This is a genomic window from Nonomuraea sp. NPDC004186 (assembly GCF_053603495.1).
Genome location: NZ_JBSGFQ010000204.1, coordinates 1 through 14,929, shown reverse-complemented (window position 1 = coordinate 14,929; position 14,929 = coordinate 1). Strand labels below are relative to the sequence as shown.

General features: G+C 70.3%; 9 protein-coding genes. 2 read left to right on the top strand and 7 right to left on the bottom strand.

Features of this window, described 5'->3' with window-relative positions; genetic code table 11:
- From ACWEPL_RS62770 to ACWEPL_RS62760, 3 genes are all read right to left on the bottom strand, one after another.
- A partial coding sequence (locus ACWEPL_RS62770; protein ID WP_452442408.1) for a hypothetical protein occupies positions 1-880 on the bottom strand: 880 nt, incomplete at its 3' end.
- Positions 881-993: 113 nt separating this feature from the next.
- The gene (locus ACWEPL_RS62765) at positions 994-1,230 is read right to left on the bottom strand and encodes a hypothetical protein (protein WP_452442406.1); all 237 of its coding nucleotides are present in this window, start codon (positions 1,228-1,230) and stop codon (positions 994-996) included.
- A gap of 319 nt (positions 1,231-1,549) precedes the next feature.
- Positions 1,550-1,732, bottom strand: coding sequence for a hypothetical protein (locus ACWEPL_RS62760; RefSeq protein WP_452442404.1), 183 nt, complete (start codon positions 1,730-1,732; stop codon positions 1,550-1,552).
- A gap of 638 nt (positions 1,733-2,370) precedes the next feature.
- Between ACWEPL_RS62760 and ACWEPL_RS62755 the strand changes: the two genes are divergently transcribed.
- Complete coding sequence (locus tag ACWEPL_RS62755; RefSeq protein ID WP_452442402.1) at positions 2,371-3,396, top strand: LuxR C-terminal-related transcriptional regulator; 1,026 nt, start codon at positions 2,371-2,373, stop codon at positions 3,394-3,396.
- A gap of 70 nt (positions 3,397-3,466) precedes the next feature.
- Here the strand turns inward: ACWEPL_RS62755 and ACWEPL_RS62750 are convergent, their stop codons facing one another.
- From ACWEPL_RS62750 to ACWEPL_RS62740, 3 genes are read right to left on the bottom strand one after another with little or no spacing between them, the layout of a single operon-like run.
- Complete coding sequence (locus tag ACWEPL_RS62750; RefSeq protein ID WP_452442400.1) at positions 3,467-5,791, bottom strand: M20/M25/M40 family metallo-hydrolase; 2,325 nt, start codon at positions 5,789-5,791, stop codon at positions 3,467-3,469.
- 28 nt (positions 5,792-5,819) lie between these two features.
- Positions 5,820-7,007 carry a cytochrome P450 gene (locus tag ACWEPL_RS62745; RefSeq protein ID WP_452442398.1) on the bottom strand — a complete coding sequence of 396 codons (1,188 nt, stop codon included), beginning with the start codon at positions 7,005-7,007 and terminating at the stop codon, positions 5,820-5,822.
- Between the two features lie 18 nt (positions 7,008-7,025).
- Positions 7,026-8,261 carry an MFS transporter gene (locus tag ACWEPL_RS62740; RefSeq protein WP_452442396.1) on the bottom strand — a complete coding sequence of 412 codons (1,236 nt, stop codon included), beginning with the start codon at positions 8,259-8,261 and terminating at the stop codon, positions 7,026-7,028.
- Positions 8,262-8,397: 136 nt separating this feature from the next.
- Here ACWEPL_RS62740 and ACWEPL_RS62735 point away from each other — a divergent pair, with 136 nt between their 5' ends.
- Complete coding sequence (locus ACWEPL_RS62735; protein ID WP_452442395.1) at positions 8,398-13,599, top strand: amino acid adenylation domain-containing protein; 5,202 nt, start codon at positions 8,398-8,400, stop codon at positions 13,597-13,599.
- A 56-nt stretch (positions 13,600-13,655) separates the two neighbouring features.
- On the opposite strand, the gene ACWEPL_RS62730 is transcribed toward ACWEPL_RS62735, so the two are convergent.
- A partial coding sequence (locus tag ACWEPL_RS62730) for a LuxR C-terminal-related transcriptional regulator (RefSeq protein ID WP_452442393.1) occupies positions 13,656-14,929 on the bottom strand: 1,274 nt, incomplete at its 5' end.

The following is a 14,929-nucleotide window of genomic DNA, read 5'->3' as shown; positions in this document are numbered from 1 at the left end:
CCACCCGGACGGGCCTGGCGGGAACGGGCGGTCCGTCGGGGAGCAGGCGCAGGACCTCCTCGGACACCCTCTTCCCCCCGCTCTCGTACGGCAGGAACAGGAACACCCTGGCCAGCACGACCCCCTGGAAGACAGTGGCCAGCACGCCCACCACGCCGTACCCCACACCCGTGACGGCCGCCACGATCGAGTCGGGCAACAGCGGCATGAGCCGCTCCAGTCCCTGCCAGGCCAGCGCGGGCACCCCCAGCACGGCCACGAGCAGCGTGACCGCGGCATTCATCAGTCGGTCACCGGCCAGGCGCCAGCCGCGGCCGAGTGCCCGCCATCCCGAACGCCCTTCCAGGATCACGGCCGGCACTGCCAGCAGGAACGGCGCCGCGAGCACCACAAGTCCCACCATGACCAGGACCGACAGCCAGAGCTGAGCAGTCACCCACGCCGCGCCCAGCCCGGCGGCCACGATCGCCGCCCATCCGAGCAGCATGATCGCACCGGCCGCGAGCGTGGCGGGCGCGCGCCGCAACGCGGTTCGCAGCGCGACGGACGGTGACACCGAGCGGTCGAGCATCAGCCCCGCCGCCATCAGTACCGTCGCGGGCAGCACCACGGCGTGCGCGAGCATCGAGACGACCGCCATCGCGACCGTCCAGCCCACCAACGGCCCGGGGAGCGTGGACAGCAGCGCGAACTGCCCGTTGACCAGGCCGCCCGCATCCCCGACCAGCGGTATGGCCGCCAGGTACACCACGATGGCCGGCGGTAACGACGCGATGAGGGCGGGCCCCGCCAAGCGTGCCAGGTGCCCTCCCGTCCACCGGGCGCTCTGCAACAGGACACTGGTGCGCCATATACGACCGAAGGTGTCAGAGATTGTCATCCTGGAGATCCTGCCATCGGAGATCTTCGTCCGCGCGATGCTCCAGCTCACCCGGAGAGCGCGGGGAAGAGGTCACGGAAGTTCCGTACGATCGGGTTCCGGTTGCCGGTCCGTCACGTCCAGGGTGACAACCCTGGTCTCGGGGGGAGATTCACGCTATTCGCCCGATGCGCGTCCACCCTTGCCTGGGCGAGGAGGCTCGATCGTCCCCAAGGACTGTGTGCAGGCGCCGACATGTCGGGCAGGATGTCAATGTTGGCCCTCGCGTGCGCGAGGCATTCCCGGGCGGCCTCGATCTGGGCAATGTGCTCCTTGACCTGTTCCACGCCGGGCACCTGGCCAGCGGCCACGACGCCGAGCAGCGGTAGGCCGTCGGCGGCGTGCGCGGCGACCAGCGGGATGGGGGGACTCCCAGACGGTCAAGGCGGCTGAGACCGTCGGGGCTACTGATCGATCTCGGCGAGCGTGCACGGTTGTTCCGTTTCCTCATCCTGACGAAGGATATGGTCGCTGAGGCCGGGACCAGGAACCGCCCACTCGGCATCGATCAGATCCGACGAAGATTGCGGGCCTGCTGAGCGACCCACGAACCGGCCGGGAGGCTGGCCTGGCAGGAAACGGTCCAGACAGGCGCGACCGGCCGATCATGGTGCCGTCAGAACATCAAGGTCAGAGCTCGTCCTGCCAGCCGAGGTTGATCGGGTCACACTCTACACCCGGCAAGCAATCGACGGGCGGCAGGGCGACCGCGCGAGGCTCGTCCGCGCCCGGCTGGTTCGCACCCGCCAGGACGGCCCCGGGTGCCACACCGACGACTGCGGCGACCACGGCCAACAGAATTGCTCTCTTCATCTAAAGATGACTCCTCGTATCACATGTCACGAAAATTCGGCACGAAAGTAGTTTCGGACAGCCATCGTAGGCGTGTCACCGATTTCGGCTGTCATTATGCTGCCCTGGCACCTTGGTGCCAGTTGCGTCCCGGATGCGGTGGGTGTCACCCACGGCCTGCGCATCCTGCAAGACCTCCGCCGGGCATTGCTCCACTCGCCCGTTCAGCTTCGCCCGACCGACGACCCGGCCTTGGCACCGCCGCCACCACGGCCGGAATCGACCCCGACCGGATCAAGTTCCTGGGCACCGTCCACATCGTGCGCCGCTCCGTCACCGACCGCGACCTTTCCCTCTTGGCCACCCGACGCCTCCTGAAGCCAGGCCCTCCACCAAGTCGCGCACCGACGGAACCCGAACCCTCACCGTCGCCACCGTTCCAACCCATGAGTAGTCAAACATCCTCGCAGGAGCAGCTATCGTGAACGATGCCCCTCTGACGAGAGCATCCGGTGCGCGGGCCCACCGGCCGTCACGCTCTTGCCCCCACCGTCGGCCACCAGCAAAGATCAAGATCGATTGCTGTCTAAACGGCATTGGCCCCGCAACAGGTCTCGTGCCAGCCCGCGCATTCGAGGTTTCTTGGCCATAGTGAACCTATGACACGAGGATTTTTCGCCACGCTGGGCCTCAGCGTCGACGCCGAGTCCGTATATCGCGTCATCCTGCGCGAACCCGAACTGCAGGCGGACAAGCTCGCCGACCACATGCAGATGCCACCCGGGCACGTGCACGATGTCCTCGGCGAGCTCACCCGGCTGGGGCTGGTGCAGCCGTCGTGGGAGCGGCCGGGCCAAATACATCTGGTGGATCCCGAGATCAGCCTCAACTCGCTGCTTGCCAGCCGCGAGGCCGATCTACTTGAGCGTCAGCAGGCGATTGCCGCCGGCCGCGCGGCGATGAACAACCTGATTGCGGAATACAGCGGGCGTAATGGACTGTCCGGACGGAGTGAGATCAAGTACGTCCTAGGTCTCGACGACATCCGGACGCACATCGAGGTCATGGGGCGTAAATGCGTCTCTGACGTGATGGCGTTCGTCGACGGCGGCCCCCAGACCAAGGAGAACATGGAGGCCAGCAGACCCCAGGATCAGGCGGTCCTGGCCCGCGGGGTGCGGATGCGCTCGATCTACTTGGAGAGCCTGGCGAACGACCCCGCAACTCTCGCCTACGCCAACTGGCTCATCGGTGAAGGCGCGGCGATCCGCACCGTTCCCGTGGTCCCGCTCCGGATGATCATCTTTGATCGGCGGCTGGCGATGCTTCCCGTGCAGGTTGACGACACCGCCATGGGGGCCATGGTTCTGCGCCAGAGCAGCGTGACCGCCGCTTTGTGCGCGCTGTTCGAGAAATTCTGGGAGGAGGCCACCCCGCTCGGCGCCGCCCGTCAACACCAGCCCGACAAGCTCAGCCGCCAGGAACTATCCCTGCTCAGGCTCATGGCCGATGGCAACACCGACGAGGTCTGCGCCCGCAAGCTCGGAATCTCATTACGTACCGAACGCCGCCTGACCGCCGAGTTGATGGCGCGTCTCAACGCCAAGAGCCGTTTCCAGGCCGGCGTTCTGGCCGCGCGGGCGGGCTGGCTCGCCGACGACGGTCCCGACGCGCAGCTCGCGTGACGAGCCGGGGTCCGGGCATGACTCTGCGTGTTCCGCCGTCCCCCAGCCGGCGGAACGCAGGGCCACCTCGCTAGCTGATCGTGACGCCCCGGCTGGTGGCGACGAAGTCGCCGTCGTCGTTGCCGGGCATCGTCCCTTCCGGCCGCTGCACCAGTCCCTTGAGCTCGGGGATCTCCATGATGCTGAAACTACGGTCGAACACCCGCAGGTCGAAGGGCGCCGCCGACTTGATCTCCAGTGTCAGGTCAAGGCCCTCCTTCGGCGGCGCGATGAAGTGCAGGCTCCACTTGTATCCGTCCGGGTCACGGTCCTGGGCGTTGGCCAGCCGGGTCCCGTTGACCACGGCCGAGGAGACGACCGCCTGGGAATGGCTGACGATCTCGAGGATGGGCGCGTTCCGTACGGACCTGACGTTGAGACGTACGGTCCTGACGCCCTGGTTCACCACGTTGGAGAGCACTTTGACCTCTGGCCCCGGCAGGTTCGCCAACGGCGCGGGACCGAGCCGGAAGGGGTAGGACTTGCGGAAGAACTCAGGGAGCCTCCCATCCTCGTCGTGAGCGTGGGCGAACTTCTCGGTCCACGCCATCGGCGGCTCGTCGAGCGTGCCCCAGCGGGCCTGGCGCGTGTCGGCGTCCAGCAGGTAGAAGAAGTTGTTCGGCACCGGCTTGTCCGCGGTGAAGTCACCCATGGTCACCGCGACGACCAGCAGCACCGCCGCCACACCTGCGGAGATCAGGGGGACCCGGCGGGCTCGTACGGGAACGGCCACCCTCAGATACGGCACAGCGAGCACGACGAGACTCGTCACCAGCGCGAAGACCGCCCCGGCGTACTCCGGACCGGCGATCAGGAACGACAGGTAAGCAACCGGGGCGAAAAGAAGGACGCTGATCGCGGCTGCGGGAAGGTAGCAGATCACCCGGCGCAGCGGCGAGGTCGCCGCCCGCCGCACGGTCAGATGCAGCGCCGCTCCCGCCCCGGCGATCAACGGCCAGGTGAACAGGTAGCCGGCCTCCGGAAGCACCGCCAGTACGACCACCAGCAGCACGCTCCACCACAGCATGGCGCCCGCCACCAGGTTCTTCCGGCCCACCCAGCGCTGCGCCCGGCGCAACCACAACGCCACCACGGTGACGGCGATGGCGCCGAAGGCGGCGAGGTAGAGTCCGCTGTTGTAGACGTCGCCGTTCGGGATGCGCTCATAGCCGGGGTAGAGCGCGCGGACGGCCTCCCATGCCGCCCACGGCGCCGCGCCGCCCAGCACCACTCCGCCCAGTACGAGTGGCGTGGCCAGCAGCAGTCGTCTGGGCGCCAGCAGTCGGCGGCGCAGTCCCGTCACCACGACCGCGCCGGCCAGCAGCAGGGCGAACCCGCCCAGCGGGGCCGTCAGCCAGCGCGGGTAGGCGACCAGGCCGATGCCGGGCAGGTTGAAGTAGACGACGTCGATCGCCTGAGCGCCGGTGAGGTCCCGGTTGATGAAGTACCGGGTGATCCCCAGGGCGTACTCCCCATGGTGCTGGAGGCTGGTCGGTTGGACGTTCTCCAGCGAGTCGATCGTCGTGTGGTAGTACATCAGGCCGCCGACGTAGGCGAAGTTCATCCCTCGCACGCCCTTGCCGCTGATGACGTCGAAGTCGGTGTAGTGCGGCATGATCGCGTAAATCGCCTGGCTGAGCGAGTTGCCGACCGGTGCGCCCGAGGCGCCCAGGGCCGCGATCAGATCGCTGTTCGCGCCGCTGGACTGGAACATGACGGAGGGACCGCTGTTGCCGCGTGCCTCGAAGTTGAGCGCCAGCCTGACGTCACGTGCCCAGGGGTGCCTGTCCATGAAAGCCTGGGAGCCGATCAGATCGAACTCCTCGGCGTCGCTGAAGAGCACGATGACGTCGTTGCGCCGGGGCCCGTCGGCCTTGAGCGCACGGACCGCCTCCAGCAGTGAGGCGACGGCCACGCCGTCGTCGTTGGCCCCGGGACCGGCGCCCACGCTGTCGTAGTGGGCAGCCAGCATGATCGCCTGCCCGTCGCCGGTGCCCTTGAGCCGGCCCAGGACGTTGTGCACCCGGGCGCCGTGGAAGTGCGTCGGCTCCTTCTCCCTGTATCCGAAGGTGTCCTGCACTTCGGTCTGAAAGCCCAGCCTGGCCAGCTCGGCCACGAGGTACGCGCGGACCTCCGCGGCGTAGGGGGAGCCGGTCGGGCGCGGATGCCGCGCGATCCGTTCTAGGTGGGTCATGGCCCGCCCGGCCGAGAACGCCTCCGCCGGCGCGCTCGCGTCCCTGGGTGCCGGCGGCATGACCATCAGGACGCCGAGCAGCACGAAGATCGCGGGTGCCATGCAGGCCACGCCTGCCGTAATCCAGCGGACCCGGGCGGGGACCATCATGGACCTGAACATCAGCGTCTCTTTCCGTCGTCAGGGATGGTCATCGCCACTCGAAGCGGACCGGCAGGCGGCGGTAGCCGTTGACCTTGTTCGCCCGCAGGCGCCGCGGTTCCCCGGCCAGCCGCACCCGGCGTACCTCCGTCCCCAGGACCTCCATGAGCATGCGGAGTTCCATGCGGGCCAGTGCCGCGCCGACGCAGTAGTGCGGCCCGAATCCGAAGGACAGATGCCTGTTCGGGTGCCTGCGCACGTCGAAGCGGTCGGGGTCGGGGAAGACCCGGGGATCCCGGTTGGCCGCGGCCAGCCACGTTACGACGGGGCTGTCCCGGGCGATGCGCTGCCCGTTGATCTCCACGTCGCCGACGGCCACGCGCAGCACGTGGGGGCCGGGGGTCGTCCATCTGAGCACTTCCTCGACCGCGAGCCGGACGGCCTTCTGGTCGCCGCGCACCAACTCCAGCGCCTGCGGCGCCGTGGCCAGCGCGTGGAAGGCGCCGGCGACCGAGAACTGGGTCGTCGCATTGCCCGCGGCGAAGATGTTGTCGCAGTTGACCAGCACGTCGTCGGGAGCCAGCCCGGCATCGTGCAGCAAGTGGCTCACCAGGTCCGCGCGGGGCCTGCGCAGCCGGTCCCTGATGAGCTCGGAGAAGTAGACCATGATCTCGAGATGCGCCGTGGACGGCGACATCCTCGCGGGGTCGTCGGGCGCTCCCACGGCGTATCCGGTCAGGCTCCTGAGCCGCTCGCGGTCCTCGTCCGGGACTCCGAGCACCTCGCAGACCACGGTGTTCGGCAGCGACGAGGCGAAGTGCGCCGCGACGTCGGTCACGTCCTCCGCACGCGCCCTGCCGACGAAGTCGCGCAGCTCCGCCTCGACCACCGCCGCCAGCGGGCCGGACATGGCGCGCGTGAGGTGGGAGTTGATGGCCCCGCGTAGCCGTCCGTGCCAATCCCCCTCACTGACCACGATCATCCGGCCGCCGCCCGAGTCGGGGTTCTGGCGGTCGAAGCCGATGAACATCCCATACTCGGAGGTGAAGGGCGCATCACCGGCCAGGACCTCGGCACAGGCGCGGTGGGAGAACACCGACCAGAACCCGTTGTGCCCCGGGCCGGTCTCGGTCCAGACCACGGCGTCGGCGTCGACGAGTTCACGCCACAGGGCGGTGGGGTCTGTCGTGGCGTAGAAACGATCGTCACCCAGATCCGGCATGGTCCGGACAGTCACGGTGCAACCCCTTAGGTATCAGTCGCCGGCCACGTGGCGCAGCGTTCGCACGGGCCTGGCAAGAGCGGGAAGGACTGAGGCCAGCAGCAGCGCCGAGCAGCCCCAGAGGGTGACCCGGGCACCGATCAGGTCCACGAGAACCCCGGCGACCAGCGCTCCCGCAGGGGTCGCCGCCAGTGGCAGCAGCCGGTAGCTGGCGTTCATCCGCGCGTGCAGTGGGCGCGGGGTCACCACGTGGCGCAGGGTCATCGCCGTGGTGCCGACGACGCAGCTGCCCGCGCCCACCAGGAAGAACGCCGCCCCGCTGAGCGCGGCGGTCGCGGTGGCCGTCTCGGCGGCGGGGACCAGGAGGAACGGGGCCGTGGCCGGCAGCAGCCCGGCCGGCAGCGCCCGCCCGTAACCCCACGCCTCGACCAGACGGGGCGCGAGGAGGGTGCCCACGATGCCACCCACCCCGCCGGCCGCCACGACCAGGCCATACCAGCCGGTGCTCAGCCGGAGGTCGCCGAGCAGGTAGAACACGGAGGCGATCATCGCGATCTGGAGTGCGCCGGAGTAGACCGCGGCGTGCAGGGCCAGGCAGCGTACTGGGGCGTTGCCGTACACGGCGCTCCAGCCTTCGCGTACCTCGCGCCACAGGTCCCGGTGTTCCGGGCGGCGCGGCGCCGCCTCCCGGTGCGTCTGGGTGGAGAGCAGGAGGGCCGATGTCAGGTAGGTGGCCGAGTCGAGCACCAGGGTGGTCGCCGCGCCGACCACACCAGCCAGCACGCCGGTCAGGCCGGGACCGCAGGTACCGCTCACCGCTAGATTGGCGTTGAGCCTGCTGTGTGCGACGGGAAGCTCCTCCGCCGAGACCAGGGTCGGCAGGTAGGCCGCCGCGGCAATCTGGGAGAGCAGGGTCAACGAGCCGCCCGCCAGCGCGACCACGTACAGGTGCGGCCAGGTCAGCGCGTCCAGCCAGGCGGCGACCGGGATCGTGACCACCAGAGCACCGCGCGCGAGATCCATGGTGATCATCACCGGGCGGCGCGTCCTGCGATCCAGCCAGACCCCGGCAGGCAGTGCCAACACCAGGAAGGGCAGGGTGTAGAAGGCCTGCAGCAGGCCCATTTCCAGGCCCGAGGCGTGGAGCACGCCCACGGCGATGAGCGGCAGCGCGGTCATCGTCACCTGCGACCCGAACTCGGTGATCGCGTTGCCGAGCCACAGCCTGCCGAAGTCGCCACGGGTCCCGACCATTTCGACGGTAGTCACGCGGCCATCGTCCGAGCCGCCGGCCGACTCCGGCAGTCGGGGAAACTCCCGATCACGCCGGTCCGCCGGAGGTGCGAAGGTGTCGGGCCAAGAACGTGGAAGGTCGCGCAGGTGCCTGATCGGAGGTCGAGCAAAGGTGTTGGATTCAGGTACGTGGCGTGATGTCCTCGGGGAGGCAGCCGGACACACCCCCGACAAGGTCGTCTTCTCCTACCTGCCGGACGACGACCGGGGCACGGTGGAGCTGACCTATCGCGACCTGCACCTGCGTGCCACCGCGATCGCGGCTCACCTGGTGGAGCAGGGACTGTCCGGTCAGACCGCGATGCTGCTGTATCCCTTCGGTCTGGACTACGTCGAGGCGTTCTTCGGCTGCCTGTACGCCGGGACGATCGCGGTCCCCGCCTATCCGCCCGGCCGTCAGGCCCGCGCGCTGGAGCGCTTCATGCGGATCGTCCAGGACTGCGGCGCGCAGACCGCGCTGACCACCGAAGCCCTGAAGGAACGTCTCGGCAAGCGTCACGACCTGCCAGGGACCGGATCGCCACGGTTGATCGCCACCGACACCCGCGCCCCGGGGCCGTCGTGGACGCCTCCGCCGCTGCGCGCCGACGACCTGGCCTTCCTGCAGTACACCTCGGGTTCCACCGCGGCTCCTCGCGGCGTCATGCTCTCCCACGCGAACCTGCTCGCCAACACGGCACTCATCAAGGAGCTGTTCGGCCTGTCCCGCGAGACCCGCGCCGTGTCGTGGCTGCCGCTCTACCACGACATGGGCCTCATCGGCTCGGTGCTCGGCACCGTCTCCTGCGGCGGCTCCACCCTGCTGCTCTCGCCGGCCTCCTTCGCCCGTGACCCGTACCGCTGGCTGCGGGCGATCAGCGACTACCGGGCCACGGTGAGCGGCGGACCCAACTTCGCCTTCGACATGTGCGTCGACCGGATCACGCCGGAGCAGCGCGCTACCCTCGACCTGTCCTGCTGGCAGGTCGCCTTCAACGGCGCCGAACCCATCCGTCCCCGGACGCTGCGCCGATTCGCCGACGCGTTCTCCGGGGCCGGGCTGCGTGAGTCGGCGCTGCTGGCCTGTTACGGCCTGGCCGAGTCGGCGCTGATCGTCACGGCCGGCCCGGCACGCACCAGCCGTGATCAGGGAACGGAGACCGTGAGCTGCGGCCGGATCCCGGAGTCGGTGCGGCTGGAGATCGTCGACCCCGACGGCGGCGGCGTGCGGCCGGACGGTACCGTCGGCGAGATCTGGATCGCGGGCGCCAGCGTGGCCGGCGGCTACTGGGGGCGGCCGCCGCAGCCGGCCTCCGTCTTCGGCGCCCGGCTCGCCGGCCGGGAGGGCTCGTACCTGCGTACCGGGGACCTGGGCTTTCGGCGCGACGGCGAGCTGTACGTGACGGGCCGGTCGAAGGATCTGATCATCATCCGCGGCCGGAACCACTACCCCCAGGACATCGAGGCGACCGTGGAGGACTGCGGACCCGAGCTGTGGCCGCACGGCGCGGCCGCCTTCACCGTGGAGGCCGATGGCGAGAGCCTCGTGGTGCTCCAGGAGATGCGCCGCGAGCACACTGGCGCGGACCTGGCCGGGATCGCCGAGAACATCCGGGCGGCGGTGGCCGCTCACCACGAGGTACGGCCGGCGACCGTGGTGCTGCTCCGGGCGGGCGGGCTACCTCGGACCTCCAGCGGGAAGATCGCCCGCCATGCCTGCCGGCAGGCGTTCCTGGACGGCGGCCTGCCCGCCCTGTTCAGCCTGACCGACGGCCCGGCCCCCGCGAAGCCGGCCGTCATGCCGGCTCAGGACGAGCTCACGGACGTCCTGACCGCGGAGGCGGCCTCCGTGCTCGGCACAGACGCCGCCGAGGTGCCGGTGACCAGGCCACTGCTCGAGCTGGGTCTCGACTCGCTCGACGCCGTCACGCTGGCGCACCGCATCAGCGCGCGGCTGGAGCGGGAGATCTCCGCTGAGGACCTGCTGCCCGTCAGCATCGCCGAACTGGTCAGCGGGCTGGCCGAACGCGCGCCGGTCACGCACCGGCCGCCGGTCCAGGATCAGCCCGGCGACTATGCCCTCTCCTGCCAGCAGCGCGGCATGCACTTCCTGCACGAGCTCGCTCCCGGCAACACCGCCTACCTGCTCAGCGCCGCCTTGGACGTGCGGGGCGCGTTGGACGTGGGGTTGCTGCGCCGATGCCTGGAGGCCACGGTGGCCCGCCACTCCGCGCTGCGGACCACGTTCCCCTCCGTCGGAGGAAAGGTGGTCCAGCGTGTGCACGCCGACCTTCCGCCGCTCGTCCACGTCGAGGACGTCGCCGACGCCGGGCGCCTGGCCGAGCTGTCGGCCACGGCGGCGCAGACACCGCTCGATCCGCAGGACGGCCCGCTCGTCCGGCTGACCGTGCTGCGATCGGCTCCCGACCGCCACCGGCTCGTCTTCGCCGTCCATCATCTGGTGGCGGACCTGTGGTCGCTGGAGCTGATCCTGCGTGAGCTCACCGGCAGGTATCGGGGACTGCTGCCGAGCCCTGCCGCGGTGCCGGGGTTCGTCTCTGTCGTCGCGGAGGAGGAGGTCCTGGTCTCCGGCGACCGGGGCGCGGAGTCTCTGGCCTTCTGGCGCACCGCGCTTGACGGCGTGCCGTACTCGATCGACCTGGCCGCCGATCGCGTCCGGCCTCCCGCGCAGCGCTTCCGCGGCGGCGCGTGCAGTTTCACCGTGGATCCCGAGACCACCGACCGCCTGCGCAGGGTGGCCGAGCAGTACGACGCCACCCTGTATTCGGTGTTGTTGGCCGCGTACGCGACGCTCGTCTGGCGTTACTCGGGCCGCAGCGATTTCCTCATCGGCTCCCCCGTGCACGGCCGTGGCCGCCCTGGCAGCGCCGACATCGTGGGCAGCTGCATCAACATCGTCCCCATCCGCTGCCGCCTGGCCGCGGAGGAGCCGGTCTCGGCCCTGATACGGCGGCTGCACGACACCAGCCGCGACGCGTTGCGTCACGCCGACCTGCCTTTCGTGGTACTGGCGGACAAGCTGCGGGCCAGCGGCGATCTCAGCAGGTCACCGCTCATCCAGGTGATGTTCGCGCTGCAGCGGACGGCCCAGGGCGAGGGGCCCGTGGCTGCCATGGCCGTGAATCACCCCGGCGTCCGTGGCACGTTCGGCGACGCCGTGCTGGAGACCGTCGAGCTGCCCAGAACCGGTGCGCAGGTGGACCTCACGCTGCAGATGGCCGAGCTGGGCGGAATGCTGGCCGGCGAGCTGGTCTACAACGCCGACCTGTTCGACGAGGCGAGCGCCGATCGGATGGCCCGCCAGTTCGCCGCCCTGCTGACCGGCATCGCGGACGACCCCGGAGCCTCGGCACGCGCCCTCAGCGTGCTCGACCGGGGGACGAGCCAGGACATGGAACGGGAATGGGCGGACACGGCCGTCGAGTACGAAAGGGACGGCCACCTCCATGTCCGGTTCGCGGAGCAGGCCCGCCGTACCCCGGACGCCCTCGCCGTCGTCCACCACGAACCCGGTCGGCGGGTCGCGCTGACCTACGCCGAGCTCGACCGGGCCGCGAACCGGCTCGCCCACCACCTCATCGGCCTGGGCGTACGGCCCGGCCACGTGGTGGCCCTCCACCTGCCGCGTTCGGCCGACATGCCCGTGGCGATACTGGCGGTGCTCAAGTCGGGCGGCACCTACCTGCCCATCGACCCCGGACTGCCTCGGCAGCGGATCGACTTCATGCTCGCCGACAGCCGAGCGGAGGTGCTCATCGGCGCCGCTGCGGAAGGCGTGCGCGTCCACGTGGACCCAGCGCGAATCGCCGACGTGCTCGCCGCGGAGCCGGAGACCGCACCGGGGGCCGCGGTCCACCCCGAGAGCACGGCCTACATCATCTACACCTCGGGATCGACCGGCCGCCCCAAAGGCGTCGCGGTGCCCCACCGCGCGGTGAACAACTTCCTCGCCGCCGTCGGCCCCGTCCTGGCGATGTCCTCCGGCACGCGCACGCTCGGGGTGGCGCGGTTCGCTTTCGACGTCTCGGTCCAGGACATGGGCCGCACGCTTCTGTCCGGGGGGACGTACCACGTCGTGCACGAGTCGATCCTCCGGGACGGCCAGGAGCTCCGGGCCCTGGTGGAAGCAACCGGGTTCACGCACATCCAGGCCACACCGGCGACCTGGCGGCTGCTCTTGGACGCCGGATGGACCGGCTCGCCCGGTCTGACGATCCTCACTGGCGGCGAGGCGATCTCCGGTGACCTGGCCCGGCGGCTGGTGGAGACCGGTTCGCCCGTGCGGAACATGTACGGCCCGACCGAAACGACCATCTGGTCGAGCACGGCCTCCATCGACGCCGAGACGGCGCGGTCGCCGCACATCGGACGCGCACTGTCAGGCAACCGGCTCTACGTCCTGGACGACCTGCTGACGCGGGTCCCCGCCGGAGTTCCCGGCGAGCTCCACATCGGCGGTGACGCAGTGGCCCACGGCTATGTCGGGCGGCCCGGGCTCACCGCGGACAAGTTCGTTCCCGACCCGTTCACGAAGTCGGCGGGCAAGCGCATGTACGCCACCGGCGATCTCGTGCGGATGCGGGCCGACGGCGCATTGGAATACCTGGGCAGGCTCGACAACCAGGTGAAGCTGAACGGCCTGCGGATCGAGTTGGAGGAGATCGAGTCGGTTCTCGACCGGCATCCCGACATCAGCCGCTCGGTGGTGAGCGTCCATCGCGGTGATCGCGCTTCGGTGCTCATTGGCTATCTCGTGCCCGCAACCGAGCGGACCGATCGAGCCCAGGCCGAACAAGCCGTGCTGCGTGACCTGCGCATCCAGCTGCCCGGCTACATGGTGCCGGGCAGGCTGGTCTGGATGGACGCCTTGCCGCTCAACGCGAACGGCAAGGTGGACCGCCAGGCGCTGCCGCCGCTACCGCGTCCGGCCGTCACGTCCGCCGCGTCGGAGCCGGAGGCCATGACAGCGGAGGAACGCCGGCTGGCCGACATCGTGTGCGAGGTGCTCGAGGTCCCGGCCGTCGGGCGGGAGACCAACCTCTTCGACATCGGGGGCCAGTCTCTGACGATCTCCCAGCTCGCGAGCCGGATCACGGAGGTCTTCGGGGTGCGTCTTCCGCTCCTGCGCATCTTCGAATCCCCCACGGTCGCCGGTCTGGCGGCGCTGCTGGCCTCCGGCGAGCGGCAGCCGGCGCTCGCTCCCCCCATCACCGCGGTCGATCGCAAGCAGTATGTCGCGGGCACCCGAAGCGGTTCACGCAGGATCGACGTGCTGCGCCGGATGGCGCGCCCGGAGCAGGGACCGGCTCTGTGAGCACTCCGCCGGGGACGCGGGCGGATGTCACCTGACCGGGAGGCATCCGCCCCCCTCTACGTCTTCGCGCTCCGGCGCGGCCTGGCCACGACGCGAGCCCCGCCGACCAGGCCGGCGAGCTCGGCTCGCGAGGAGACCTCCACCTTGGCGAAGATCCTGGCCAGGTGCGTCTCCACCGTCTTGTGGCTCACCGTCAGCTGGCGGGCTATCTGACGGTTCGTCCGCCCCTCGCTGACGAGAGTCGCGATCTCGAACTCACGCTGGCTCAGCCGGTACGGCTCCCGCGGCGCCGCATCGACGTCGGGCGGCCGCAGCAGCCCGGCGTACCGTCGGGAGAGCTCGGCCCACCGCTTCCCGCGGGCGCCCCGCTGCGTCCGGGCCAGCAACCCTGCCGTGTGAGGCCGGGCCCACACCGGGAGTTCCGTGAGCCGCTCACCCGCCGCATCGATGATGACGGCCGCGCTCGCCTCGGCCTCGCCGCCAGCGAGGCGCGCCGCGCCCCACGTCACCCGGCTCAGACGCCACCAGGGGCTGTCCGGGCCGGACAGCGTGGTGGCGAGCCGGCTGTCGGCCAGTGCCTGCCCCGTGTCGCCCGCCGCCAGCCCGGCCTCCGCTCGCCGCACCAGTGCCATCGCCCGCAGATCGTCGCTCTCCACGATCTCCCCGAGCCGTACCGCCCGGTCCGCCCAGTGCAGCGCCGCGGCCGGCTCCCCGAGCCACAGGTGGACGACGGAGAGACCTGCCAGCATGGAGACGGCGTCGGCCGCCTGGTTGGTGGCGTGACAGATGGCCAGCCCGCGGGTGAAGTGCCGGAGCGCCTCCGTGTGCCACCCCGAATGCGTCGCGGCCCAGCCCAGATGCGCCAGGAGCGCCGGCCGTACGGCGAGCGCCGCGTCGAGGTGAGCATCGGCGAGCTCGGCGGCCTGCCGGGCGCTCCGCCTGGCCGCCTCCACCTCCCCGTGGGCGAGGCAGACGATGGCGTGCACGGCCAGCGCGTCGGCCCGGAGCACCGGGTCCCCGGCGGTCACGGCCGCTTCCAGCGCCGCCTCCGACCAGCTCCATCCGACGTCCCAGATGGTGGTCTCGGCCAGGGCCAGCCTCAGGGAGGCGGCATCGTCGCGAGGCCGCCTCCTGATCGTGGTGCGCAGAATTGACCGGGCCTCCGTGTAACGCCCGGCCATCCGCGCGAGCCAGGCGCGCAGGGCCGCCGTGTCGTCGTCGCCGGCGAGCTCACGCTCCAGGACGTCGTAGACGGTGGCCACACCTGGATGCGCCACCCGGCCGGCGGCCCTGGCCTCCCTGAACGTGCGTACGGCGAAGACCTCGCGCT

What these genes read in the sequence shown, in the direction of transcription:
- ACWEPL_RS62760 (WP_452442404.1), bottom strand. Translation starts at nt 1,732, where the DNA reads ATGAAGAGAGCAATTCTGTTGGCCGTGGTCGCCGCAGTCGTCGGTGTG.
- ACWEPL_RS62750 (WP_452442400.1), bottom strand. Translation starts at nt 5,791, where the DNA reads ATGTTCAGGTCCATGATGGTCCCCGCCCGGGTCCGCTGGATTACGGCA.
- ACWEPL_RS62755 (WP_452442402.1), top strand. Translation starts at nt 2,371, where the DNA reads ATGACACGAGGATTTTTCGCCACGCTGGGCCTCAGCGTCGACGCCGAG.